12 protein-coding genes and 3 pseudogenes are annotated in these 26,312 nt (G+C 48.7%); 8 read left to right on the top strand and 7 right to left on the bottom strand.

From position 1 onward, the window contains the following. Positions 1–213: 213 nt before the first annotated feature. Both TU75_RS27295 and TU75_RS05500 read right to left on the bottom strand, forming a co-directional pair. Positions 214–387, bottom strand: a pseudogene (locus tag TU75_RS27295) (IS3 family transposase); the annotation flags it as partial. Positions 388–443: 56 nt separating this feature from the next. Continuing rightward, positions 444–1,594 (bottom strand): annotated as a pseudogene (locus tag TU75_RS05500) (IS3 family transposase). A 398-nt stretch (positions 1,595–1,992) separates the two neighbouring features. Between TU75_RS05500 and TU75_RS05490 the strand changes: the two are divergent. The 5 genes from TU75_RS05490 to TU75_RS05475 all read left to right on the top strand — a co-directional run bounded on the left by TU75_RS05490 (position 1,993) and on the right by TU75_RS05475 (position 9,126). Then, complete coding sequence (locus TU75_RS05490; RefSeq protein ID WP_169794343.1) at positions 1,993–2,610, top strand: hypothetical protein; 618 nt, start codon at positions 1,993–1,995, stop codon at positions 2,608–2,610. 72 nt (positions 2,611–2,682) lie between these two features. Next, positions 2,683–3,201 carry a CS1 type fimbrial major subunit gene (locus TU75_RS05485; protein ID WP_060548389.1) on the top strand — a complete coding sequence of 173 codons (519 nt, stop codon included), beginning with the start codon at positions 2,683–2,685 and terminating at the stop codon, positions 3,199–3,201. A gap of 94 nt (positions 3,202–3,295) precedes the next feature. Further along, complete coding sequence (locus TU75_RS05480; RefSeq protein WP_060548388.1) at positions 3,296–6,010, top strand: TcfC E-set like domain-containing protein; 2,715 nt, start codon at positions 3,296–3,298, stop codon at positions 6,008–6,010. Positions 6,011–6,987: 977 nt separating this feature from the next. Continuing rightward, positions 6,988–8,139: a CblD like pilus biogenesis initiator family protein gene (locus TU75_RS26265; protein ID WP_082630303.1), complete on the top strand. Its 1,152-nt coding sequence runs from the start codon at positions 6,988–6,990 to the stop codon at positions 8,137–8,139. Positions 8,140–8,307: 168 nt separating this feature from the next. Beyond that, positions 8,308–9,126 carry an EAL domain-containing protein gene (locus tag TU75_RS05475; protein ID WP_082630301.1) on the top strand — a complete coding sequence of 273 codons (819 nt, stop codon included), beginning with the start codon at positions 8,308–8,310 and terminating at the stop codon, positions 9,124–9,126. An 18-nt stretch (positions 9,127–9,144) separates the two neighbouring features. Here the strand turns inward: TU75_RS05475 and TU75_RS05470 are convergent, their stop codons facing one another. Next, positions 9,145–13,458: an ATP-binding protein gene (locus TU75_RS05470; protein WP_082630299.1), complete on the bottom strand. Its 4,314-nt coding sequence runs from the start codon at positions 13,456–13,458 to the stop codon at positions 9,145–9,147. Between TU75_RS05470 and TU75_RS05465 the strand changes: the two genes are divergently transcribed. Then, positions 13,457–14,095: a response regulator gene (locus TU75_RS05465; RefSeq protein ID WP_060548387.1), complete on the top strand. Its 639-nt coding sequence runs from the start codon at positions 13,457–13,459 to the stop codon at positions 14,093–14,095. The genes TU75_RS05470 and TU75_RS05465 overlap by 2 nt on opposite strands. A 743-nt stretch (positions 14,096–14,838) precedes the next feature. Here the strand turns inward: TU75_RS05465 and TU75_RS05460 are convergent. After that, positions 14,839–19,827, bottom strand: a complete 4,989-nt coding sequence (locus TU75_RS05460) for a beta strand repeat-containing protein (RefSeq protein ID WP_082630297.1) — start codon at positions 19,825–19,827, stop codon at positions 14,839–14,841. A gap of 45 nt (positions 19,828–19,872) precedes the next feature. Next, positions 19,873–21,594, bottom strand: a complete 1,722-nt coding sequence (locus TU75_RS05455) for a ShlB/FhaC/HecB family hemolysin secretion/activation protein (RefSeq protein WP_082630295.1) — start codon at positions 21,592–21,594, stop codon at positions 19,873–19,875. Positions 21,595–22,612: 1,018 nt separating this feature from the next. Between TU75_RS05455 and TU75_RS27290 the strand changes: the two genes are divergently transcribed. Then, a complete protein-coding gene (locus TU75_RS27290; RefSeq protein ID WP_141719107.1) occupies positions 22,613–22,894 on the top strand; it encodes a hypothetical protein in 282 nt (93 codons plus the stop codon). A 692-nt stretch (positions 22,895–23,586) separates the two neighbouring features. On the opposite strand, the gene TU75_RS05440 is transcribed toward TU75_RS27290, so the two are convergent. Both TU75_RS05440 and TU75_RS05435 read right to left on the bottom strand, forming a co-directional pair. Further along, complete coding sequence (locus tag TU75_RS05440; protein WP_060548382.1) at positions 23,587–24,414, bottom strand: DUF1460 domain-containing protein; 828 nt, start codon at positions 24,412–24,414, stop codon at positions 23,587–23,589. 79 nt (positions 24,415–24,493) lie between these two features. Continuing rightward, positions 24,494–25,057 carry a hypothetical protein gene (locus TU75_RS05435; RefSeq protein ID WP_141719108.1) on the bottom strand — a complete coding sequence of 188 codons (564 nt, stop codon included), beginning with the start codon at positions 25,055–25,057 and terminating at the stop codon, positions 24,494–24,496. 751 nt (positions 25,058–25,808) lie between these two features. Here TU75_RS05435 and TU75_RS26260 point away from each other — a divergent pair. Next, positions 25,809–26,180: pseudogene (locus TU75_RS26260) on the top strand (IS5/IS1182 family transposase); the annotation flags it as partial. Positions 26,181–26,312 lie beyond the last annotated feature (132 nt).

Here is a 26,312-nt window from a genome sequence, read left to right as displayed (position 1 = left end):
GCGATATCAGCCATTTTTTGATGCATCGCTATAACTGGATTAGGCCTCATCAATTCAACGATGGGTTGGCCCCAGCGCGGGCCGAGGAAAAACTTAACGTCGTGTCCGGGATTAGTTGACCACTACAGAGCCTACCCAGCGACCTCAACGGAAATTCGGAAATAGGTACACCGGAATTCTAATCCAGTTGTTCAAGACGGGTTCGGCAGACGCTTACACGTTAAGTTTTTCCTCGGCCTGCGCTGGTGCCAACCCATCGTTGAATTGATGAGGCTGAATCCAGTTGTAGCAGTGCATCAAAAAATGGCTGATATCGCGCTGTGCTTCCTGCGCAGTTCGATAGCCCACGGTCGGTATCCATTCTGTTTTCAAGCTGCGAAATACGGTAAGCGGCCAGCAAACACACGTTCATAATCTAGGCGATATGAATCGCCCCGGATTCTCTAGACACCTTGCAAGCTCATTGCGTAACGCTTTTCAAACTCTACCGGTGACAGCTGATTGTTGAAACCATGGCGGCGTTTTACGTTGTAGAACATCTCGATGTAATCAAACACATCACTCCGAGCATCTTCCCGCGTGGTGTAGATTTTTCGCTTGATCCGTTCCCGTTTCAGAAGCTGGAAAAAGCTCTCGGCCACGGCGTTGTCATGACAGTTGCCTCGGCGACTCATGCTGGCAACCAAATTGTCTGCCTTCAAAAAGCTGCGCCAATCGGAGCTGCTGTACTGGCTGCCTTGGTCGGAATGAACCATCACCTCTTGCTTCGGTTTACGCCTCCAAACCGCCATCAACAACGCATCAATAGCCAAATCACTGGTCATCTGCGACTTCATTGACCAGCCAACGACCTGCCGAGAAAACAGATCCAGTACCACCGCCAAATACAACCAGCCTTCATACGTACGAATGTACGTGATGTCGGTTACCCAAACCTTGTTGGGTTCCACAACATCGAACTGGCGCTTCAGCAAATTGGGTGAGACGAACGCTGGCTTGCCGCCGTACTTTCCAGGGCGGCGCCGATAGCCTGTCTGAGAACGCAGACCTTCAAGACGCATCAGCCTCGCCACACGATGACGACCACAATCCTCGCCGACCTCGCGCAGATCGTCGTGGATTTTGCGATAGCCATAAACGCTGCCGCTCTCCAGTCAGGAATGCTTGATCAAACCCAGCAGTCGCTGGTCGTCTTTGGCGCGTACAGATTGCGGCTCAGACAGCCAGGCGTAATAACCGCTGGGATGGACTTTCAGCGTCAGGCAAAGCCGTCGAATCGAATAGTCGCCCGCGCGCTGCTTGATAAAGGCGTACTTCAGCCGCACTCCTTGGCAAAGTACGCGGCGGCCTTTTTTAATATGTCTCGCTCTTCAGTGACGCGCTTGAGTTCCGCTCGCAGACGACGTAGCTCAGCGTGCTGATCATCATCCTGCTGCCGTTCTTCTTGAGGTTTGCTGTAGCGCTTTATCCAGGCATAGAGGCTATGCGTCGACACGCCGAGACGGGCCGCTACCTCAGCGACAGGCAGCTTCTTTTCGGTCACTTGATTGACTGCTTGGATTTTGAATTCTTCGGGATAACGCGGGTTGCTCATGGCACCTCCTGATTGGCCTCATTTTAAGGCATGGAGGTGTCTACGAAACCCGGGGCGATTCATCATTAGATCCCTACAAATCAGCCCTTGAGCAACTCTAAAGATTCATGTAGATGGCTCTCCGACGCCGAGCTCCTGGGTTAGACCTTCCAACGCCTGTCACCTAGACATGAGCAGTAGGTGTGCAATCAAGCAAAAACCAGAATTTTCCGGGTTATTTCTGACAATAATTTAAACAGAATTGTCAGCTCTTAAACAGACACAAACTTTATCCGTAATTAATTTTTACAGGCGCTTAATATATGAAGCTAGTGAACAGGATTTACTGCCTGCTTTTTTTTGTATTTTTTTCAGGCTTGGCGAACGCGAATGTTATGGTATACCCGATGTCCATAACCATGAACGACGTCAACCCTAGTAAGAATCAGTTTAAAGTCTACTCTAAGTCAGACAAAGTTCAATATCTAAAAATTTATGTAAAACAGGTATTGAATCCGGCAACCCCGGAGGAAAAAGAAGTTAACGTTTCGATTCTCAGCGGAAACGGAATTATAGCGTCGCCGCAAAAAATTATTTTGCCACCTGGAGGAGAGCATACTGTTCGGTTGCGCAGTCTTTCAAGTCCGAGCAAAGAACTACTGTATCGCGTGTATGTTGAACCTGTGGCCGCAAACTCGGATGACGCTCAGGTGACTACTGAGGATGGTGCCAGTGTGGGCATCAGCCTGACATGGGGAGTATTGGTTTACAGCAAACCACAAGATCCTGAAGTCAAACTAGGTGTAGACATTAAAAATAAGATTATCGAAAACACGGGTAATGTTCATGTATGGATTAAAGATATCTCAGTGTGTTCGGGAGCGACACAAAGCACTTGCAAAAAAACCATGATCGAAAAAAGTGTGTTCCCCGGACTGTCTCTGCAAATACCCAAAGAAACGACAGGCGTGAAGTCTATTGTTGTTAACTATCAAACTCAAGATTCCGACTTGAAATCACAACACTGGGATTTCTAGTCTGATCAGCGCCTGCCATTGCCTGCTAGAAAATGGTCATCTTAAATAGTTTATCCTAGGATAATGAGCATCATGAAGAAATCACTTCTGCTACTCCCGCTTACGCTTGTTGCATCTGGCTTGCTGGCATCCACAGCAAATGCATATGAAACAGACATAGTCGTCACTGCTGATGTAGATACCACGCTTGGATTTATGCAGGCCGATGGTAATGCGATTCCAAAAACATTGGAAATGAGCTACCTGCCAACAACGGGACTAAAAGACTATATTATTCGAACCAAACTATATACCAATGACACCTCAAAAAATCTGTTGATGCGTCTAGGCTCCAAGCCACAATTGGCTAACACCACCAACTCTTCCGCGCCTGTGGTACCACTCGCTGTCAGCTTCATGGGCACCCAGCTGGATGCTGCTAAGGACCTGACGATTAAGCCGAGTGATTTAATTTGGGATAATGATGGCGCCTCTCAAGCTCAAGATCTCAAAATAAGTCAAGCGACTCAGGGAAAACTGAGCGTTGCGGGCCGATACTCGGGCACCGTGAATTTAATTATTACTCAAGACGCATCGACGACTACGCCTTAAGTTAAATTTTAGTCTGTCAAAGCCCGTACTTATCGATTCATTAACGATAAGTACGGCACGCGCTAGACCGAAGAACATTAGCAGCGATGGAAAAATGCTACCTATATTAAATAGAAAGTATCACTATTTTAGTGCGCTGTTTTTGACGATTATACTAACTAACGCAAACGGCTCTGAACGTCCACCTAAAGACTTTGAGTTTTTAGCACAGACTCAAACAGTATCATTAGAAGCCTCCGTGCCCGGTAAAAAAATTGGCATGTTTTTGGCCGACGTCGATGCTGACTCGGTAACACTCGACGATCCCAAAGCCGTCCTTGATGCCATGCCACTTTCTAGTGCGATTACCAAAACTGAACGTCAGCAGTTGATGAGCCTTCTGAGCACTCCGCACAAACGTAACTCCCAACTGGCCTGCCAAGATAATATTCAAGTAAACGGATGTGGCTATATAAGCACTGATTCGGTGGCCTACATCTACGACGAAGCCAATCAAGCTATTTCTATATTTTTGAATCCAAAATGGCTTAACTTGAACGATGTCAGTGCGCAACCTCTATACTTTAAGCCTAATGAAGATCTTAAAAATGCATTGATTCATCGTCAAACAATTAACTATTCGGGCAACAGCGCCTATAAAAATTTGTCCATCAGCGGCATCGGCGCACTCGGCGTCGGCGAAAGGGGCTATGTTGGAACTGCTTGGCGCTACATCGGTACGCAATCGCCCCAACAACGCATCAGTAATACCTATCTCGACCAGTTTTACTACCGCTATGACATTAACAATAGCTACTACCTGCAAGCTGGGCGAATGGACCAGAGAAACCTTTCGAGCAATTTGGGTGGCTCTTTCGGCTTTTCCCTTTTACCCACAGGCAAGACGGATGGTATACGTTTTGGGACGACGCAGGCCTATGTGAATCAGGCAGCACAAAACAAAGGAACGCCAGTTAATCTGATTTTGACCGTCCCTTCGCGGGTGGATGTATATCGCGGCAACCAGTTGCTAAGCACTAACTATGTACAAGGTGGTCTACAGAACGTTGATACGACGCTTTATCCAGACGGCAGCTATATCTTAACCTTAAAGGTATTTGAAAACGGACTGCTCGCTCGTACCGAAACCCGACCTTTTTCCAAGACGGGTTCGTCCAGCGGAAAAGTAGGCTACTTTCAGTGGTTTGCCCAGGCCGGCATAGCCGAAGACCCAACCACTCAAAATCTTGATAGAGGCCGGACTCAAAAAAGCCCTTCCGCATTAGTTGGGGGAAAATTAAATACCGGTTTCAACACTGTAACCACTGTGGGTGTTGCACAGATACGTGACGTTAAGTATGCAGAAAACAAACTCGACTGGAGCCTGCCAACCCGCTTCGGCAACCTCAATGCTACGGCAAATTTTTTTTATGGTTCGGATGGCAGCCGTGGTGACACCCAACAAATTTACTGGAACGACGGTTTCAGCGCTAGCCTTTATCGTTACAATATCAGCAATCCACGCTGCGAAACAGATACTTACCTGAGCTGCTACCAATCTCTGAACGCGACGATAGGTACAGATCTTTTTAGTTGGAGCACCACCTTGGGGTATAGCGTTTCAAAAACACAGAATCGCCAGAGCAACCTGATCAGTGATCGAGACATCGCTATCCCTTTTAATCAAGCATCCGGTTCTTATACCAACGAATATGGATCTTCGATAAATCAATTTACTCATCACTCTGTGACGTTAAACTTCAGCAGAGCTTTCGTAAAAGATGACTGGATCTTCAATCCCAGCGTTTCGTTGTATCAGGCGCAAAACGGCCAGCTTCGCGATAACGGTGTGACCCTTACATTGAGTTTGTCTCATCGAGCTCGCGCTACCTCCAGCGGGCGTACCGACTTCCAGTCGGCGCAGATGACCACGAGTCAGAACAAGCAACAGACAGCCAAAGAAAACTATCAGCTCAGTCATGTCAGCAGTTGGGCCGATAGGGGTTACCGCGAGCTCGGTGCTAATCTTTCTACTAGCAACGACAACCAACGTAGCATTAACATCAATGGCCGCGCGGAAAGCGCCATGGGTCGATTCAGCGGTGCGGTGAGTCAATACCAATCGACGGCTCAAACGCGCACCGACGTAAGCGGCGCGTATTCCTCATCGTTTGCAGTCACCCCTCACCAATTCGTTTGGGGTACGGACAATGGGGGAAGCGATCCGATGGGCGGATTGATATTTGAAGCAGCGAGACAAAATGGATCTGATGAGCAACGCCTAGCAGTCGCAGATATTCAAATGCCGGGAATAACAAAAACGACGTTGTATGCCGGCCAAAAAACGTTTGTTCCTGTTGAGGGGTTTCAGAGTGTGCAGAGCCATGTCGAAGATTCTACATCGCGTACTGGTGACGGCATCGCAACCTTGGAGCAGGGCGCAGGCGATCTAAGTTGGTTTATGCAACCTGGGAAACTAGGGGTACGACAGCTGACGGCGACTACTCAGTATACCTATTTGGGACAGCTGATGCTCAATGGCGAAAATTTGCTGGCCGGTGGGTTCATTTTAAACGCAACTGTGCCAAACATAAATGACGACGGAAGTTTTGTAGGCGAGTTCACAGGGCAGCCTAAGCAGCTGTATGTTGTGAAGGAAAAGACACTATACCAATGCCCGGTTAGGGTTCTGAAAAGTCAAAATGGGTTAAGAATGCTAGGCAGCGTTGATTGTAAAATTATTACGGCCAATGATATTCCGGAAGAAATCAAGGCTCTACCTCGAGTTGTGAAGATACTAAAAAAATCTGACTTTTTAGCTAAGAACTAAACACTTACGAGTTGGGCAGGCTATAGAACATGAAAAACCTGCACTTCAGTTTTTTAGCCTGCCATAGATTTGCGAAGTATATCTGTTCCTAGCTTTGCATAATCGCTTATCGTGACGGATTTCACCACGCCATCGATCCTACAAAAATGCCACAAACGCTCCAGATAGATGAAGCCCACTATCTATCTAGTATCCAATCTGAAATTCAACGCCCCCCCCCACTTTGAATCAAACTACTCTTGGCGTTCTCCAATATTCGCGTTGTCCAGCGCAGCAGTCATAACTGCGACATGTTTCTAAATCGTGCGTGCAGCCAAAATAAGCTCATAAATTGGCGGAAAGCGTATTGCTTATCCACTAACGCGGCAACTGCAGTCGTGGCGATGCTGTGGCTATTTGGGGCTTGGAAAGACCGGTAGTCAATACGCGGTAAGCGTCAAGTCGGCTAAGGCCTTACGGGTCAAATGTCCATTCTCCTCTCTCTGGGTTATCAAAGTGAATGACGAAGACAAAGAGCACGGGTCGAACACGGAAACTTTGATATCTAGCCGGACCATCGCAGCCAGGCCATCAGCGGCCTTTCGGACGTCAACTGGCTTTGGATAAAAGGTAGAACTTTTCGACTTTGACGTCGGTTCGCATCATGGTAGATGGGTGCCAGACGCTATCGGCAGCAAGCATCCGGCATCAGCTGAATTCTTTGAATGTGGGGTTCATCAGCAATCGGCCTGAAACCGTAAACTAAGGTTTCAGGGAGACCGTTGAGACTAAAGCAGAGATTGACTTCGAGAGAACCGCCAAAGGCTTAACGCCTTATAAACTTGGAATGTTCCAGAATTTTCCGGGTTACAGATTAGGAGTTCTATACAAAAATGTACCTATCAGTGAGCTCTAAAAATCCAGAGCTATTGGTCGAAGGTAAAATTTATTTACTTTTATAAAATCATTGTGACAAGTGAACAGAGAATATTGAAATTATGAAGCCTAGTAGAAACCCCATTAAAATTAGCCTTTCTATATTACTATTTCTTTACTCCATCGCTTGTCTTGCCAAAGTATCTCCTCCAAGCATTCCAGTTACGAATAGGACGGACACTAAAACAACATCCATCTACAAAGACTTAGCTACTGACATCTCTATATGGAGTAACGTCTCCGGTGGAAAGGGCTCCATAAATAGCACCCCTCAACCGACTGATGACTACAACTATTATTCAAGGATGTCTTGGGCTTGCACTTCTTCGTCAGATAAAACTTTCGGCGCTTGCGCTACCGCCCCAGTTTGGGCCGCCGGTTCAACTGAAACCCCCATCGACATTGAGTTCACCGAAAAAAAGACCGGAATTAAGCAAGTACTCTCTCTCTCAGGGTATAATGTTAAGGCGAACTATAACGATATTCCAGTAATCGCAAGGAAAAACATATACGATGCGGTTGGTGGAGATGGTACCGCCCAATCTTTACTATCTATATACATATCAAAACAACAATTGGAAAAACTTCCGATAGGTGGAACATGGAAAGCTTCTCTAGTACTTAACCAGTGGCGCTGGGATCCAAATGTTAAGGTAGCTAAATGGACTGCTAATATCACACTTAACGTGATTGATCGCAATAACATTCAAATTTACTTACCAAATTACAACACCGCATCACCTACTGTAGATCTCAAATTGAAAAGCACGCCAGGGGCACATAATGATCCTACACTATCCGGAAACGTGAGTATTGATGCGTGCCTATATGATGGCTACAACGCACAAAGCAACCACTATTATATTATTATATCCGACCCGAACTCTAAAGACAAAGGATTTTACATAACGAATAAAATCATAAATCCCAATCCGAAATTTAGCAATACAATTCCTTATCAAGTTTGGGTTTCTACACCAGTTGAACCCTCTATTGCTTCAAAACAGGTTCTTTCGAATCAACCGTTCGTGCTTGCCAACGTTGCTCAATCAACGCCGCAGCTTGTGACACTTCCAAATGTGCCAAAACCGGTATATTGCACACCTTGGTTGATCAATCTGAAAACAGCCAATATTAAACAGAAAAATCAAGCTTCTGGTCGCTACCAAGGCTCACTGCACTTAAAATTCACAGTACCGTCAAGCAGTTTGTAGAAGATACATTCAGTAACCAAGTAAATCTAGAAGCCACTAATAATATTATTGACAATAATCGGCTAAATTAGCCAGTTGTTGAAGGAGTCCGTTATGATTTTTTTCAAACGGAACTACATTGGTCATGGAGCGATAAGAGCTATTTAAAACTTGTAGGAGTTGTTTCTTATGCTTAAGAAAAAATTAGATTCAGATTTCTCAGGCCACATTCCGGCTGCTAATGATATTATTTCTGCGCTCAAGCGCGGAGAATTTAAAGCTTATTATCAACCAAAAGTTGAATTAAACGGCCTTGAGCTTTCAGGCCTTGAGGTGCTGGCAAGATGGCAGCATCCTAGTTTTCATCTCTTGACTCCCGACCATTTTCTAAACGCTGTCAGAGTGGCAGGTCTATTAAATGAGTTAACACACTCATTAGTAGATCAAGCATTGGATACTCATAATATCTTGATGCGCTCTGGCATAGATGCTCCCATGGCACTGAATTTAGAGACCAGTCAGATCGGCGATAGCGATTTTATATGCGCACTCATTGCCCAAGTAAGTCGCAATACTATACGCGCCCAGCCATTAACAATCGAAATTACAGAGAACGGAAGGGAACCCTTAACATCAGCCCGCTTCATCGAAAATATGGCTAAGCTCACTACATCTGGGTGGCGTTTGTCAATCGACGACTTCGGTACTAAGTATTCGGCGCTGGAGCGTATATGCCAAATACGTTGTTCTGAAATAAAAATTGACCCATCTTTTACTCGCAACATGTTGACAAGCGCGCGCTACAAAAAAATTGTTAAATATATTATTGCCATTGGTAAATCGCTGCAGATGAACGTTGTTGCAGAGGGAATAGAAACGCTTCAACAACTTAATTTTCTACAGGAGTTTGGCTGCGATCAGGGTCAAGGTTTTCTCTTTTCGGCCGCTCTTTCGGCTGAAGATATCGAGCACTGGTGCTTGAAGTGGAATGGAGCACTTTTGCTTTAGCACCTATGAAGATGATGGTTAACTACTCTCACTGACTATTTTTTTTAAATCCTTAAGTATTACACGTACATCACTCAGAAAATTTGCAAGTTCAAAGGATATTACATCTCCCCCCCCTGCAAGCTCTCGTTCAATGAGCTCAGAGCGGCCGGCCAATTCCATTAGACGAAACATTTGCAGCCCGCCGCGCAAGCGGTGGAGTTGCTCCAGCAGCGTCTTCTGTTCCTTTGGCATTGAAAGGCTTTCAATATATGCGATATCTGCCTCAGTCGTATGGATAAATCCCTTGATCAGTTCTTTGAACTCAGGATTTTCATCCAATAAACTGAGCAGAGCCTGCCAGTCTGCGCTCTTTTTTTCTTTCTCGTTGAGTGGCAACTTTAAGAAAGTCTTTGAGTCTGGCAACCATCTCTTCAGAGCTTGACGTAAGGTGTCCAGACTCAGGGGTTTCAGCAAACACTCATCGATTCCTGCTGATGCACAGCGCTGCTTCTCCTCCACCAAGATACTGGCAGTCATTGCCAGAATCGGAAAATTCTTCTGATCTTGAAGTTTGCCTCGCAATTTTTCCGCAAGTGAATAACCATCCATCACGGGCATATAACAGTCGGTGATAACCATGCAGTGAACATTTTCATTGAACTGATGCAGCGCTTCGCTGCCGTTTGCAGCTATTTCACAATCGAACCCAAGCCGATCAAGTTGGCTTTTAATCAAAGCTTGGTTGGTGGGGTGGTCCTCGGCCACCAGTATCAATGGTCGATGAGAAGTCTCTGTGCGTGAACGTGAAGCGGTATTTCTGGTTCCAACACCAAGCAACTCTCTGCATACGTATACCACGCTGCCCCACATGAAGGGGTTGCTGCTCAGGCTGGGGTATCCAGAACCTGAGTCTCGCCATCCCGATAATATAGGGGTTGCCGTGACCTCGACGGCGAGCGTATTAGAAAAATATTGGATCTTCTCGGGGTTATCAAAGAAGTACAAGTCGCAGGGCTGTGCGGGTTGTATTTGTGTTGAGTGGACCGGGTTCAAACCCAGCGCCAATAAAAGACAAGTTAATTCTGCTCGATCCTCATCATCAGTCAGATCAATGCACACGCGCTTGCCCAGTAGCATTTTGAATTGACTATCGTCACTCGACGTACTGACCGGCAAAGCGACTGATACCCTCGTACCTACTCCTTCCTCACTGTCCAGTATCAGCTCCCCCCCCATCAAGCGCACTAGATGTTGACTGATCACTAGACCCAACCCGGTCCCACCATATCTTCGCGTTATGGATTCGTCGCCCTGTGTAAAGGGCTTGAAAATTCGCTCTCTTTGAGAACTAGTCATCCCCGGCCCGGTGTCATTTATCGAAATATCAAGATGTTGAGTATTGTCGCTGGAGCGAGTAACTACAACTTTTATCGAGACAGTTCCGACTGCTGTGAACTTTATAGCGTTGCTCAGAAGGTTTAGTATAATTTGACGAAGGCGCATATCGTCTACTTCTACACTGGTTGCAAGAGCAGGACTTATACTGACACGCACACGAAGCCCTTTAGCATGCGCTTGGTGCGCCATAATTCCCGTTACACTACTAATTAAGGCCCGAAGATCTGTCGGCTGTTTTTGAAGTTGAAGCTGGTTAAATTCAATCTTCGAAAGATCTAGCACATCGTTGAGCACGGTCATCAACGACTTTGCTGACTCATCAATCATCTGCATAATTTGCTGTTGATCGGGACTCATTGACTTAGAGTGCAGTAGCTCAAGAAGGCCGAGAATGCCATTCATGGGCGTACGTATCTCATGGCTCATCGTTGCGAGGAATTGAGACTTAGCGTGAGTTGCCTCTTCAGCGGCTTCCTTTGCCTGTGAGAGCTTCAACGATTTTTCCCTGGACTCCGTAACGTCCACCCACACGCCCTTCCATATTACCGAACCGCTAGAGGTTTTCTCGGGCACAGCGTCAACACGAATATGCATTTCACGGTCCACTGCCCGGCAACGAAAGAAAGTCCGCATCGGTTGTTCGCTTTCCGCCTTAGCTTCCATGTCTGACATTAATACAGGAAGATCCTCTGGCAGAACCGTGTCGAAAAGCACAGTCGAGTCGGCTAATACATCCTCGATTTTTTGTCCCAGAAGTCCTGCGAGATAAGAGAATACTGGTAGCTGACCGCGCTCTTGAGTCGCTTCAAAAACTCCCACGAAAAGATTGGTGGTAATTCTATTTAAGCGAGCCTCAAGTGACTTTGCTCGCTCATCAGCCTCCCGGATAAGCGTGATATCTACCAACGACACCATCACCCCAGCCAGCCCCTGATCCGCACGGTAGAAGGGCTTCATCCAGTAAAGCCAGGTACAAACCTCTCCTTGGCCGTTAGGGATAGAAAATTCGGAGTGGAAATTTTCACGCGTTCTCATCACTTGAGTTGCAAGTTCATCAATAGTTATTGACCAGTCACCCGGATAATGTTGTGTCTCTAAAGTTGTTCTGCCAAGCAGATCTTGTTTGTTGATTGCAAATGCCAACTCATAGGCGTGATTGATCAGCAAATAACGTTTATCTACGTCTTTCACAACAACTGGGTAAGGGTAGGTCTCGATCAACGCATCTCGGAGTTGCAACTGATCGCCGACAGAACGTTCCGCATCACAACGTTGATTGATTTCCTTGCGCAAGCGACGATAAAATACGAATAAAAGAATGCCGACGAAAAAGAAAACTGACACGGCAACCCAAAGCGTCTGTTTAATGGCAACCCAAGGAACACCCTTTTGCTGCGCAGTATAGAGCCACTTAGCACTCATGGCTTCGCGCTGCTTTTTTGGGATAGCGCGTAATGCTCGATTTATCAACGGTAGCAACTTCGTGTATCTGGACGTCACTCCTATATACAGATCACCTGGTATTTCTGCGGGAGCGACTATTTGCAGCACTCCGGAAAAGCGCTCGATCATCAGCGAATTGATGATCGAGAGGTTTCCTATGTAGGCAAACGCAGTGCCGTCCACAACTTGTTGCATAGCCTTGGAGGGCGAGTCTGCGACCTCGACAGTGCTGACTGGTAACAACGCTTTCAGTTGATCCCTCAAATATAGTGGGTCACTCACTACAAGCTTCTTGCCGTTTAGTTCAGCTAGGCGCGAGACTCGAAAACCGGTGGTAACAATGACGTTGCTAAATGAGAGCATGGGGCGGCTGTATAGCACTTGACCATGGTTACTTTCAGCATATGCAACCGGCAAAGCAATGTCACCTTGCCCTGAAGCCATTTTGAACAACATTTGTTTCCAACTCTTCGCGGGAACTAATTCTGTTTTCAATCCCAGCTTGGCAACAACCTCGCGCCAATATTCGCTTGCCAAACCGTCTTCTCGCCCTTGGGCATTAATAAAAGCTACCGGCCGCCAATCTGGATCGTATGCAACCTTTAGAACGGGCAGGCTAGCAAGGTAGCTCCGCTCCTCATCGCTTAAGAAAAATTCAGAAATAGATAACTCCCGACTCAACCAGCGGGATTTGAGCTGCGACAGAGTAGAAGGCGCAAGATTGTGCATAGCTTTGGTAATGAGTGCGAGGCGAAGCGATTCATCCTGCGCAGCGGCAAAATGCAAAGATGTCTCAAGATCCGGAATTGGCCGAGCAGCTAGTTGAAGAGATACTAAGCCGGCCATGTCAGGGTAAGCGACAGCCCCGTCCTCAACGATAACGTCTGCGCTTCCGGACTTTATCAATTTTAACGCATCCGCCAAGTTTAGCGTTTCTCGTGTAGGCGTATTAGGATGCAAAATCTTCAGCCAATCGGCTGCCGAATCATTTTTAACCGTCACAACCCGCAGCCTGAGCAAGCTCTCAACTGATGCACCGCTAACGGCTTTATCAAAGCCCAATATTAGTGCAGGCGTCTTAAAATAGGGCTGTGAGAAAGCTGCGCAGGATGCGCGGCGGCTGGTCATCGAAACGTCTGTAACGACGTCAATACTTTTCTGACAAAGTGCGTCATCCAGATCGCTTGTAGATGAAAACTTTTTAAACACCAAAGATACCTTTAGCTGCTTAGCTAATATCGTCAGAAGTTCATTTCCATAGTTAAAACTGGCGGGAGCTCTTACACTGCCTAGGCCACCATCAACGTAACCCACAATCCATTCTGGATTCTGTTGAAGGAAGTATTGTTCGGATATGCTAAGATCAAGGTCATCAGCCTTAATAGTTGCACTGTAAAATATTGAAAAAATTGTCAAAAATAAGACACTTAACACAGTAGCTGATACGAGCGAGAATGATTCGCGATATTCTTTATGCCGTACTAGCACACGAAAAATAGGAGTTGACATGCAGCTTAGAATCGTCATAGCGGATGACCACCCCATCATCTTGTTAGGAGCAAAAATTATAGTTGAAAAAAATGGTCTTGGACTGATTGTGGGCCAGGCAGAAAGCCCCGAAGAACTTGAGCTCATTTTAAATGATATACCTTGTGATTTACTATTAACCGACTTCGCCATGCCACATAGCCAGCGCGACGGACTGACCATGCTCAGGCGCCTCAAACGCCTCTACCCGCAACTAAAAATTATTGTGCTTACCTCAATACAAAATCCAAGTTTAATTCTAAGTATTCTAAACCTTGGAATTCTCGGAGTCGTAGAAAAAAACGCAAATCACGACGAGCTCATAGCGGCAATAAAAAATGCGGCTAAAAATCAACGCTACATAAGTCCCTATTTTCGTGAAGCCTTAGCTGATGTATCAATATTAAACTCCAACAACCCTAATATAAAGCTGGCAGCTAGAGAGCTAGAAGTCATCCGGCTTCTAGCAACCGGGCTGACGCCAACGCAAGTTGCTGAGAAACTTTCCAGAAGCATCAAGACTGTTAGTTGGACCAAGGTCTCAGCAAAGAAAAAACTAGGTATCACATCAGATGCTGATCTTTATCAGTATGCTCGTAATACTCATCTTAGCGTATAATTCAAAGCTTGCTGAAAAACCTTCTTTCTGCAGGAGGTTCCATTATGAGGAGAGACTTCTGATTTTTATATGTAGGAAGCTCAGCATATTTCGCTCATGGTGCCGACCTGAATTTATTGACTAGAATCCATTACCTTAACTTTTACAAGTATTATTATAAAAATTACCCAGGCTAAAAATAGTGTAATTGTATAGATAGTCCATCGCAAGCCCATGGTCCTATAATCCTGTAACCCCTTACCGAGCTTAACTATGGCCAGCTGAGAGCTTTAGGTCTACCAGAAAATTCTTGAACTTATCGATTATTTATCATAACGAAGAAGTATTAGTACGTTGAAAGATGTCCACGATGTAGACTTTCCGTCATGACTGAGTAGATGACAAATGAAAAAATTCACGAATATTAAACCCCTCATAGGAAACGATCCGGCATTTATATATTCTTTCAATGTCGTAGTTCTACTCACTTTTTATTCGCGTGAAAAAGCAACTCCAAAAGAAATCGCTATAACGTGCTTTCGAGCAAAATTGAAACGGCTTCGTCATCGCAAGTCCAATGTCGCACCATTAAACTTTACGCGCTCATCAGTGTTAACTCAGGTAAATGGTGGTGGTCGCCCTGACAGAGAACTTTCCGATAATAGAGACGTGATCACAATGCACAACTTGATCGAGCCGCATTGTGGCACTCCACTCTCGCACATAGTTTTTAAGACACGTTATCAGTTTTTCATCTTGGGAAGTTATTTACCTGCATGGATGAAACCGCCAGGAGTGAATTTAAGTGGCAGTCCGTAACGGCCACTCCATAACTTATCGTCGCCCTGCAGTCGCATTGCCTCATAATTAAAATACTCGATCGCTTCAGAGTTGGTCAGACTACGCTTAATTTCGCCAGCGGGAGGGGGCACTAAGTTCCTTGATACGGAAGTTGGGATGATCTGCAAACTTCCATTCTCATAAGCGATAGCATAGTTTCCGAAAGTGTCTGGGCCCACCGGTGCAATAGAATAATTTCCCGCTACAACAGCGTTTTGGGCGGAGCCTGCATAGCGCAGGGGCAGACCAGCGAGTTCGTTTGCATCTTCGCCTGCCACGAATCCGGCATAACGGACGCCGTTACCTCCCGAATAGGGGCGACCGCTCGGAGGCACAACCTGGTCGTTCGCCGTTATCTTCAAGGTAGCCGGGAGTATTGAAGCGACAACGCTGCCATTACTCGGGGCGATAAATTGATAGTTGCCCGCATCGGCTCCGGTCAGGCTGCCGAGGACGCTGACGGCTTTGCCTTGACCGACGTTCTTGTCGGCAAAAAGACCGCTGGTGGTGACGTTCAAGTCATCACCCGCCACGACAGTATTGCTGTCGAGACTGCCATGCACTGTGACGGTGGTGGTGCCGTCATAGACCTTGTTGTCAGCGGTAAATGCACCGCCAATCGTCCTTGGCGTGATGGCGGCGACAACGCTGCCATTACTCGGAGCGATAAATTGATAGTTGCCCGCATCGGCTCCGGTCAGTCTGCCGAGGACGCTGACGGCTTTGCCTTGACCGACGTTTTTGTCGGCGAAAAGACCGCTGGTGGTGACGTTCAAGTCATCACCAGCCACGACAGTATTGCTGTCGAGACCGCCATGCACAGTGGCGCTAGTGGTGCCGTCGTAGACCTTGTTGTCGGCGGTGAAGGCACCGCCAATCGTCCTTGGCGTGATGGCGGCGACAACGCTGCCATTACTCGGAGCGATAAATTGATAGTTGCCCGCATCGGCTCCGGTCAGGCTGCCGAGGACGCTGACGGCTTTGCCTTGACCGACGTTTTTGTCGGCAAAAAGACCGTTGGTGGTGACGCTCAAGTCATCACCCGCCACGACAGTATTGCTGTCGAGACCGCCATGCACAGTGGCGGTGCTGGTGCCGTCGTAGACCTTGTTGTCGGCGGTGAAGGCACCGCCAATCGTCCTTGGCGTGATGGCGGCGACAACGCTGCCATTACTCGGAGCGATAAATTGATAGTTGCCCGCATCGGCTCCGGTCAGACTGCCGAGGACGCTGACGGCTTTGCCTTGACCGACGTTTTTGTCGGCAAAAAGACCGTTGGTGGTGACGCTCAAGTCATCACCCGCCACGACAGTATTGCTGTCGAGACCGCCATGCACAGTGGCGGTGCTGGTGCCGTCGTAGACCTTGTTGTCGGCGGTGAAGGCACCGCCAATCGTCCTTGGCGTGATGGCGGCGACAACGCTGCCATTACTCGGAGCGATAAATTGATAGTTGCCCGCATCGGCTCCGGTCAGACTGCCGAGGACGCTGACGGCTTTGCCCTGACCGACGTTTTTGTCGGCAAAAAGGCCGTTGGTGGTGACGTTCAAGTCATCACCCGCCACGACAGTATTGCTGTCGAGACCGCCATGCACAGTGGCGCTAGTGGTGCCGTCGTAGACCTTGTTGTCGGCGGTGAATGCACCGCCAATCGTCCTTGGCGTGATGGCCGCGACAACATTACTTGGGGCAGTAAATTGATAGTTGCCTGCATCGGCTCCGGTCAGGCTGCCGAGGACGCTGACCGCTTTGCCTTGACCGACGTTTTTGTCGGCGAAAAGGCCGTTGGTGGTGACGCTCAAGTCATCACCCGCCACGACAGTGTTGCTGTCGAGACCGCCATGCACAGTGGCGCTAGTCGTGCCGTCGTAGACCTTGTTGTCGGCGGTGAATGCACCGCCAATCGTCCTTGGCGTGATGGCCGCGACAACATTACTTGGGGCAGTAAATTGATAGTTGCCTGCATCGGCTCCGGTCAGGCTGCCGAGGACGCTGACCGCTTTGCCTTGACCGACGTTTTTGTCGGCAAACAGACCGCTGGTGGTGACGCTCAAGTCATCACCCGCCACGACAGTGTTGCTGTCGAGACCGCCATGCACTGTGGCGGTGGTCGTGCCGTCGTAGACCTTGTTGTCAGCGGTAAATGCACCGCCAATCGCGCGTTGGGAGATGGTGTATGTCCCCTGGACATAACTGATGTCGTAGCCGAACTGATCGGAGTAGAGGCCACTCATGCTCAGGGCGTAGGCGCCGGCGTTACGGGCAGAGGTGCTAGCATAGGTCGGCGTGCCCAGGACCTGGGCACTGCTAGCTGATAGCGTAAAACCATTTCCGCTTACCGTTGCAGTGCTCCCATCGTAGACCCGGCCATTATCGTTCACTGTTGCATTCACTGGTTTGAGAAAGCTGCGCAGCAAAGGCGTCGTCTGCCCCTCGTATAGGCGCCAAGCCCTCCCGGTCCCGCCCGTAGCATCGATGTCCCAGTTCTGGAAAGTGCTGAGCGTGGTCAGCTCGCTCCGGCTCTTACCGATGCCGAAGCTGTTGTAATTGCTCGCATTATTAATGCCCGCGCCTGAGCTATCGGTGGTCGCGTAGAAGGAGTCGGTGATGGCATTGCCACTGTGCTGCCCGAGCAAACCGCCAACGAAGGTCCGATTACCGCGTAAGGCTGTTGCGCTGCCCAAGGCGTAACTTTGCTGCACTGTACCGACATTGTTTGCGACCAACCCGCCGGCATAGTTCGAATCGAGACCATCACTGGCGGATGCAGATCCCGTGGCGTAACTTCGATAGATGGTTCCCTGGGCATTGGTACCGACTAACCCTCCCGCGTATGCAGAATTTTTGCCCTCGGACGCGATGACTGACGCCGTGGAGTAGCTGCCGCTAATAGTGCCTCCTTGCACGATACCGTTCACCGTTGTGAAGGTGTTATTGCCTACCAATCCTCCAGCAAAATTCGCATCCGCGTTGGCGTCGCCAGTTGTAACGGAACCCGTGGAATAAGTGCTCTCGATACTCCCCAAATTGCGCGCGGCGAGGCTACCAGAAAAATTTTCATTGCCGCCGGAAGCCGAGAAAAAACCGTCAGTAAGGCCCAAGTGGGTAACATGAGCCCCGCTTCCTAAAGTGCCAAACAGCCCGGCCTCAGCATTGGTGCTTTGCGAGGAGGCATGGACCGAGACCTGAAGCTTATCGATCAGGTGACCGCCACCATCCAAAGAGCCTGTGAAAGGTCGATCGAAGTTGCCGATAGGCACAAATCCACTGCAAGAGGAATCACAGTTCCAGTTCTGGGTACCTACAGCCTGGATATCATTGGCCAGTTTGAAGTGGCTGCTCAGGAAACCTTGCATCCCCTGCACACCATAAACGTCGGTGAGCAGGTAAGGGTTGCTTGAACTTCCATCCCCCCCGTTCGCGCGCAGGAACGAGCCGCCATTCAAGCGAAAGTCATGGGCCTGAAATGTTGGTAAATTTGCACTGTTTTGAATCCAGGTTCCCCCCAGGAAGTTAAAGGTTCCCACATCAATCGCGGCGTTGACGTTAACGTTGCGCGCGATGCTCAGTGTCAGGCCGCCATTGACGGCGCTGATGGGCGCATTGATATTCAGGTCGCGCAACGTAAGCAGGCTCAGGGTAGTCGCGGCATTCCAGCTGATTGGCGCCTGGATATTCAGATCTCCAGGCTCGCTGCCTTGAGCGTCAGTTTGCAGAAGAATATTGGTGCTGGCCAGATTGGAGACGAGAGTGTCTGCACCAATGCCGCTGGTGGTTTGAGCTTGGCCACCCGCCGATACGGTGAAATCGGTGGGGTCGACAAGCCACTTGCCGGTCCGTCCCTTGGGCGCCTGAGTAGTGACTCGAGTCGCCGGTGCTATCTGTACCTGTGCACCACTCGTTTCGACGAAACCGCCGTTGCCACCGTTGATGGCGCTGGCATCCAGAGTGCCGGCCACCTCGGCACGCCCACCGTGCTCCAGATCGGCCAATAGCAGGATCTTGCCCTCGCGTTCCGCCACCGTGTGAGCCTGCAGCGTGCCAGTATTGCTCACCACTGCCGAGGCGAGCGCGTTGGCGCCCTGAGCATTGAGTACGATCTGTCCACCATCGGCGTAGATTGCACCGCCGTTACGGATGCTGGACTGCAACTCAGACGCACTGACGGCAATCTGCAGATGGCCGTCGGCACCCGCCGCGAAGCTGACTTCCTGACCGCCCGCGAGCACGACGTTGCCGTTATCGGCCGATATACTGCCGGTGTTGCCGACGGTTCGCCCCAGCAGTGCTACGGTGCCATTCCTGGCGCTGATGTGACCTTGGTTGACAACCTCGCCCTTGCTCTGGTCTGTGAGCACGAATCGGTCCCGCCCGGCCAGGAAGTCCTCGTTGGCAATATCCAGCGTCGAGGCGACCAGACCTCCCGTGTTGACTTGGGCGCTGGGGCCGAAGAGTACTCCTGCGCCGTTGACCAGATACACCCTGCCATTAGCGGAAAGGCTGCCCTGGATCAGCGATTGACCACCGCCGCCCGTGACACGATTAAGCGCTGTCGCATTCGCGCCTGGCTGGTTGAAGCGCACACGTGCGTTCTGACCTATGTCGAAGGATTGCCAGTCAAGGATGGCACGATCGGAATGCTGCTCGACAACCAGCTGATTACCCTGCTGCTGAAGCAATGCCTGGCCGCCGACGACCTTCCCGCCCGTTGGTAGCGTACCGGGCTCAAGCGCCACGCCAGGTGTGGACACCATCAACAGGCTTACCACCATCGCCAGGTGCACTGAATGGAGCGCTGGTTTTTGATAGGAGACGTTAACCCTGAAAGTCCACCTCAACCACGCCGCAGGTTCGCAGTTCAGTGCACGTGACGCCGCAGGCCAGGGAGTTGCAAGGGGGGCTTGTCGTTTCATGGTTATGTCCCGCGCAAAAGTCTGAGCAGTTGTGAGTCGATGAACCTAGAAGCTTTGACTGGCGGTGAGCCAGACACGCGGTCCGGTCGAGCCACCATCCTGGTCTTGATCGCTTCGGGTACCACCAGGATTGTTGCCCAGCGGCACCGCGAATATCCCATTGATGGCGAAACCATGCGCATGGGTCCAGGCAAGACCGACGCCGCTGGCATAAAGGGGGTAGGTGTTACGGCCGCTACCTGCAGTATCCCAGCCTCGCCAGGGAGTCTGATGTTGGCGTGTGACACCCGCATCAAAGAAGGCATAACCATCCAGGTTCGCAATACCCAGCATGGGTAGCAGGCTATGCAGTTCCAGTTGCATCAGGGCACCACTGTCGCCACTGCCCTCGTTGACCGGATACCCCCTCACGCCGTAGGGGCCACCCAGGCTGAACTGCTGCGACGAGGCAAGGTTATTGAAAGCGAGCTGACTGGCGAAGCGCCCTCTCAGATAGAGCGCCGGAGCCAGTACCTGATCGCGGCGAAGTTCGACCCCAAGCGCAGCGAAGCCGCCTTCAACGCCCGCGCTTTGGGCGTCCTGATCACGGTCCGCGGCGATCCGCAGCGCGGCGCGCCCGCCCTCCAGTGAGAGTCTTGCGGCGGTGACACCGCCACCGCCCCAACCATCCCTGGCGTCGCCGCGCAGTTCGAGCGTCGCCAGTTGAATATCTCGCCGGCGCAGGGTGACGTCAAAGGCCTCGTCTTCCAGGCGCGCATGGCTGACGTCCAGCGCCACCGTGATATTGCGTTCTGTGCTGCGCAACAATGGATAGCTCAGGCTCGCATACAGGGTGCGACTCTGGCCGCGTGCGTCCAAATCGGCAAACTCTTTACCCAGTTGGTAATGCAATTGACCATAGCCGACGCTGGCGCGCAGGCCGTCATAACCCACAGGCGCGCTGTAGGAAACGCTCTCATAATCGAGTCGCTCACTAAGAATCCCACTGATCTGCAGTTGATCACCGAAGCCGCTGGGATTGTCGAGTCTGACGGTGCCGAAGCCCTGCCCTCGCCCGGTGAAACGGTTGCCAAAGTTGTTGGCGCCGACGAGACCCGCGAATAAAGGCGTGTCGCTGATCTGCAACGCCAGATCACTGGTGCCCGGCGCCTGACCTGGGCGCAGCGTACCTTCAGCCCGAACTCCGGGTAGATCGTTGGCCAGCAATAGCCCGCGCTCAAGTTGTGACAGTGAGTACGGCTCATCAGCATTGAGATCTCGGCCCGCTAGAGTGGATACGAAATCTCTGCGGACACGACCTGTACCGGGTGCAACTTGCAGACGTCCAAAGCGCCCTTCAACGATGTTGATGCGCAGCGTACCGTCGCTGACATCCTGCGTAGGCAATTGCACTCTTACAAACCATCCGCGCTCGCGGTAGTAACCTACCAGTTGTTGTGCGGCAGTCTGCACCTCACTCAACGTCAAAGGACGATTAAGGTAAGGGTCGAGTTGAGATGCAAGCTCGGTAACCGGTATCAGTTTGGCGCCGACAATATCGACACGCCGAATAACAACCTTGGGCCCGCGGTGATCGGCGCCTGAAATGGGCGCCGGTGCGGCTGGCGACGGTGCAACGACCGGCCTCTGCAGGTTCTGGTCTATCTGGCGCTGAAGCTGGCCCGCGTCCGGCGCAACCTGGGCTTGAGCCGCTGAAGCACAGAAAAAAGCTCCGCCTAAAACTAAAAGCCTCAAGTGACTACAACCATAATGGAATATCGCTCGCATAATTTAGATCCGTTTGGAAAAATGCGTCACGTCCGAGATTCCAATCTATAGAGTTTGTAAATTTTATCTAGAAAATTAGAAACGCTACACAACCGTTCGTCACATGGCTGCCGACTACTCCCTCATTTTTTTACGTAAGTCTCCGCTTCGAAGACTGATGTTAAAAACCGTACTGTACGTGAAACCAGCTCTTCTGATGTGTCCACGCTATAGGCTAACCTCCACCTCTGACGGACGCTCGAATAGGGTGCGATGGAGTCGCTGTGAGGCTGGTTGGCAGCCACTCATTCGTTCCAAGAGAAGAAATATAGAAATAGTTAGATTATGTAACTGTCTAACTTATTGAGGAAAAATAGATATAACCACAACCGATTCTGCTCGTACTATACAGTACGTAAAACTCAGGAAGTCAAAGCCCTACGATTTGGTCAAGCTTCAAATACAACCATCTCTCGAAGAAAAACAACCAGGGGGGCGGGGTGTATTGCCCAGGCGTTTTTTGGATCGGCGCTTTAAACTTGGATTCCAGCCGGTCCAGCCAGAGAACTCCTGCGGCTAAAGCGCCTAGCACCAGAGCAATCGCACAATGCGACATTACTGACTTCCAGTATCTGAGAGATTCGCCGACCAGCGTATACATCGTTCTCGGGCCCTATTTATTTGTTAGAGTAGTGGCTCCGCTAATCAGTTCTTGGACTACGCTAAGGATAAGCATTGTGGTGAAGACTACCAAGAGATAATCCACAGCCCGGGTCGTCCAGATGCCCAGTTTCGGATTTAATATGCGCATTGATAACTTGGAATTAAATGACAATACGTACGCAGTCGAGCGCCGCGCCGCTAGGAATGAACTGCACCCTATGCACGCGTTAGCCTACTCGCGCGCAAAAACTTGGCGGCTGTTAAGTAATAACATTGAGATACACTTGACCTCATCGTCTGTTAACCAAAAAAATCAATACCAAACAATCATCTAATAAACTGCCCACTCTCAAGAACATACACCCTGAGTGACACCATGAAAAAATGTAAAAAAGGTTATACCCAACGAAATATTCATTTTAACCGTCACGCCCTTACAAACCGTTTGATTTCTTACGGCTTTGTAGAGTGCGCCTCGCTAGCCTATTTCATTCAGTACATCTGCGAAGATTCTCCAAAACTAAGCGATCTCATCTATATAAGCGAAAAGTTGAAAGAGTGCCTTAAAACGCATGACAACGGAAGCGCATGGTTTGACGACCTACGCGCAATGCAGTGCGAGATTGAAAATACTTATCTGACTCAACCTGCAGCATGAAAAAGGACAAACGAACTATAGTTTTATTCAACTAAAAGGCCCTAACAAATATGTTCGCTGAGTCCGACTTAGATCCATCCCAACCTAAACATCTCCCCAGGCATAGAGCCCCCTTACTGCCCCTAGCCAAATTAAATTTACTGAAAGCCATTCCATCTCCAACCTGACTTATATAGGGCGGAGTAGCTGCTTTAAAACCAATATCGCAAAATAAAAAAATTAAAAGAAATACTCTAATTACTCTAAGCACGCGCCTCATATCCCCCCTATTTATTTGATACGAGTTATACATTTAGCGCGAAAACCTCTACAAAATCTAAGTCCTGAAATCGCGTTCGAAACCGCTAAGTAGCAAGTCCATATTCGCAAATTCGATAGTAGGCAGAGGCGTATCAAAACCGTCCGCTTCACGCTTTTTAGTTAAGAGGCGCCTGAAGCAGTATTACAGAAGGAAGGTCGAAATAGCGCGATGCTGTAGACATTTTAAGCATACTTAAGATCTAGAAAGCGTTAAATTGACTCCTTAAGCGAGCACTTTTAAGCCTTATGAGTACATTTACGCAACCATTCGGCCGTCACTTAGCACATCTACCGCTCTATTGAGTCCTTAACACTTTATCGTGCTGCCACTTCAGCTCATGCCTTTCTAGTTAGAGAGTAAAAATAGGCTTCTACAAAATCATGACTTAACTTTACCTGACAAATGCACTGTAATCTGGCAGCTCAGAACTTATGACAATGATGCCCGGTTTTGGGCGCATATACTCCAAAAAAGGTACATCCACCACTTTTCTGTTCATTGCCAGAGAGGAAGCATTCCTGAACCATACTTGTCCGTCGTGGCGAATGACGATGCCAACATGCGAAACGTCAAGACCCTCAAGCGCAGAATAAACACCAACGTAATCGCCAGTTTTCAGACCATCCAATATTTTCTGATTAATGGAACTTCCAGGAATGTAATTTATTTTACGATGATGAATGCCTAAGCCATTAATATATTCACCACCACCCGGTTTTTCATTAAGTTGCTTGTCAGCAACCTTATAGTCAGGGCTTATAAATGGCGTTACGTCTCGACCGTTGTATGGAGCACTGGCAAACCAGTCAGAGAAAAAATGCCGACGACTGAGATAATCAACGGTACCTCCAATGTAGCGTACTCTTGCAAGACTATGTATGAAAGATTTCTGATCATGGCTTCGAGCAAGGGCCTCGACGTAATCTATAAATGTAAAGCAGTCCACATTGTTGAAATTCGCAACAAGAGCTTCAGTTGTATCAGAATCACCAATTAGCGTATTTTCCTGGTAAGGCGTCCCAAGAAGGCTAAACGATATGCGATTTATAAGCTCCCCATGCTTCTCGCCAGATAGTGGGATTAGCTCCGAGCGAATAATCCTATCTACTTTTTTCGCCGTGACTTCATCAATAATTTTTTTACATCTTTCTTTGTCAGTTTCAGCACACGCCGACAACCAAAAAAACGCCAACAAAAACATCCACTTATTTATATTCATTAGCACATAAGCTTAATTTGAAATCAGACGTTATGAGGAGGGGCGAGAAACACCCCCAATTAACCATACAACTAAAATACTATAAACTATTTTTTTCCCGACACGCTGCTAAGGCGAGGCCCATTTCGGCTAGGCGTTGCACCTGAATCCACAACATAGAAATATCGGCACTTTTCAATGCAGATACCGCCTCCAGCCCTTTAAAATAACCTCCAAGACGAATGATACTGATATCCCTCTCAAATCTGAACTGCAGAGATTTAAGCATGTCAATTAACGCCAACTTAGCTTCTGTAACAATCGGGACGTCAAGCCGACGGAAAACCTCAGAAACTATGCTATTAAGCTTATGATTGAAACGATGACACTCAGACTCATATAGCTTTCTTTGAGCTTTCCGTTTAGAAGAACGGCTTTCTTCGTCTAGGTAGATAGGAAATCTCCCAGCACCATCTGGAAACATAACGCTCATGCCGGATACATTTATTTGGCCAGACCAAGCTTGAGGCACCTCAAATAACCCATCGCATGAGCTAAAAATAATGCGACCTTGAACCGAGACCTCTGATCCATCATCGCTAGAAATCCAGCCAATATTATGATAATATATTTCTCCATTAATGATCCACACATCCTTAAGCATAGGATGATCTATCCTGTACCTAAGTCCCTTTTCCATTATTCCAGACATATATATGCTCCGGGCAATATTTATTTAACTCTCAGATAACTCAACAAAGCACCATCTCATTTCTTTGTATACCCCCTTGAAGCACTGAACTTTTCAGCTCGTCAAAAGATCAATCTCGACACAACCAGAAGAAACAATTAATAAAAACCATACACCCATCGGAGGCATTCAAATTTCAGCAAAAAAATCATCTAAATTTGCATCAATGAAAAACATTAAGAACAATTTCCCGCCCCCCCCCAACGCCCCTCATTAAAACTATTTGCACCTAAATGATTTTTTCGTTATCTTTTGTATCCTTCTATTTTGCATCAATGCTCGCTTGAAACAACCAGAAAATTCTGGTTACTCTAGAAGAGTCGTCCGCTAGCTGGAAATATGCGATTATGAGGAACCATATATCGAGTCGATGCAAAGGATAAGCAAAAACTAAAGCGCTTAACTACTCACAGCCCTATTGGAGATCTTGATGCACAAGAGCAGGCAAAAAATCACTAAGCCATCTTCACTTTAGTCGAATTGAAACTCCTAGCCAAACGCAAGAGCCTAGCCTATTACAACGCCCCATTTGCAAGCATCTAGCGGCCATAGCCGTTCTGCTCAGTACGTCATTAGCCATGGGCGCCGAAATACCGCCATCGGCATATAAAATGATCGCCCTACCTGAGGATGTTCAGTCTGAGGTGCTGTATGCAAAAGTTCTGCAGGAAAGCGTTACTTCGTACAGAAACCCCTTACATCTGGCAGCAAAGCCGAAGGCAGATTCGGCAAGCAGGATTTCGCCTATCTTGCGTCGTCGGACGAATATCGATGCCCTGCGGGGCAGTTACTAAGCAGGCGGTATTCGTCGATGGAAGACGGCATGTTATTGTATTGTTACTACTTCTCGGGCTGTCAGTCCTGCTCAATGCAAAAACAATGTACGACGTGTAAGGAGCGCCGTGTTAAGCGCTGGGAACATGAGGCAGTAAACGACGCGATGCAGGTTCGGCTGGAGCATGACCCGGAAAAGATGAAGGCTCGCCGCCAGACTGTGAAGCACCCTTTTGGGACGCTCAAATATTGGATGGGAAGCCAACAAAGATTTTGCCTAAATGAATCCCTCAAATGTGGGAGACAATGGTAACGGTGTGTGTCTGGGGAATTTAGAAGACGGTAGGCGAACTCTTGTTCGTCCCAATAGCAGCAACGGTCGGCCAACCATCGA

Source organism: Pseudomonas poae, assembly GCF_001439785.1.
Classification (GTDB): domain Bacteria; phylum Pseudomonadota; class Gammaproteobacteria; order Pseudomonadales; family Pseudomonadaceae; genus Aquipseudomonas; species Aquipseudomonas poae.
This window is presented reverse-complemented; position numbering and strand designations above follow the sequence as displayed.

What these genes read in the sequence shown, in the direction of transcription:
- TU75_RS05475 (WP_082630301.1), top strand. Translation starts at nt 8,308, where the DNA reads ATGCTTAAGAAAAAATTAGATTCAGATTTCTCAGGCCACATTCCGGCT.
- TU75_RS05480 (WP_060548388.1), top strand. Translation starts at nt 3,296, where the DNA reads ATGCTACCTATATTAAATAGAAAGTATCACTATTTTAGTGCGCTGTTT.
- TU75_RS26265 (WP_082630303.1), top strand. Translation starts at nt 6,988, where the DNA reads ATGAAGCCTAGTAGAAACCCCATTAAAATTAGCCTTTCTATATTACTA.
- TU75_RS05470 (WP_082630299.1), bottom strand. Translation starts at nt 13,458, where the DNA reads ATGTCAACTCCTATTTTTCGTGTGCTAGTACGGCATAAAGAATATCGC.
- TU75_RS05455 (WP_082630295.1), bottom strand. Translation starts at nt 21,594, where the DNA reads ATGCGAGCGATATTCCATTATGGTTGTAGTCACTTGAGGCTTTTAGTT.
- TU75_RS05435 (WP_141719108.1), bottom strand. Translation starts at nt 25,057, where the DNA reads ATGCTTAAGGATGTGTGGATCATTAATGGAGAAATATATTATCATAAT.
- TU75_RS05485 (WP_060548389.1), top strand. Translation starts at nt 2,683, where the DNA reads ATGAAGAAATCACTTCTGCTACTCCCGCTTACGCTTGTTGCATCTGGC.
- TU75_RS05465 (WP_060548387.1), top strand. Translation starts at nt 13,457, where the DNA reads ATGCAGCTTAGAATCGTCATAGCGGATGACCACCCCATCATCTTGTTA.
- TU75_RS05440 (WP_060548382.1), bottom strand. Translation starts at nt 24,414, where the DNA reads ATGAATATAAATAAGTGGATGTTTTTGTTGGCGTTTTTTTGGTTGTCG.
- TU75_RS05490 (WP_169794343.1), top strand. Translation starts at nt 1,993, where the DNA reads ATGAACGACGTCAACCCTAGTAAGAATCAGTTTAAAGTCTACTCTAAG.
- TU75_RS05460 (WP_082630297.1), bottom strand. Translation starts at nt 19,827, where the DNA reads ATGAAACGACAAGCCCCCCTTGCAACTCCCTGGCCTGCGGCGTCACGT.
- TU75_RS27290 (WP_141719107.1), top strand. Translation starts at nt 22,613, where the DNA reads ATGAAAAAATGTAAAAAAGGTTATACCCAACGAAATATTCATTTTAAC.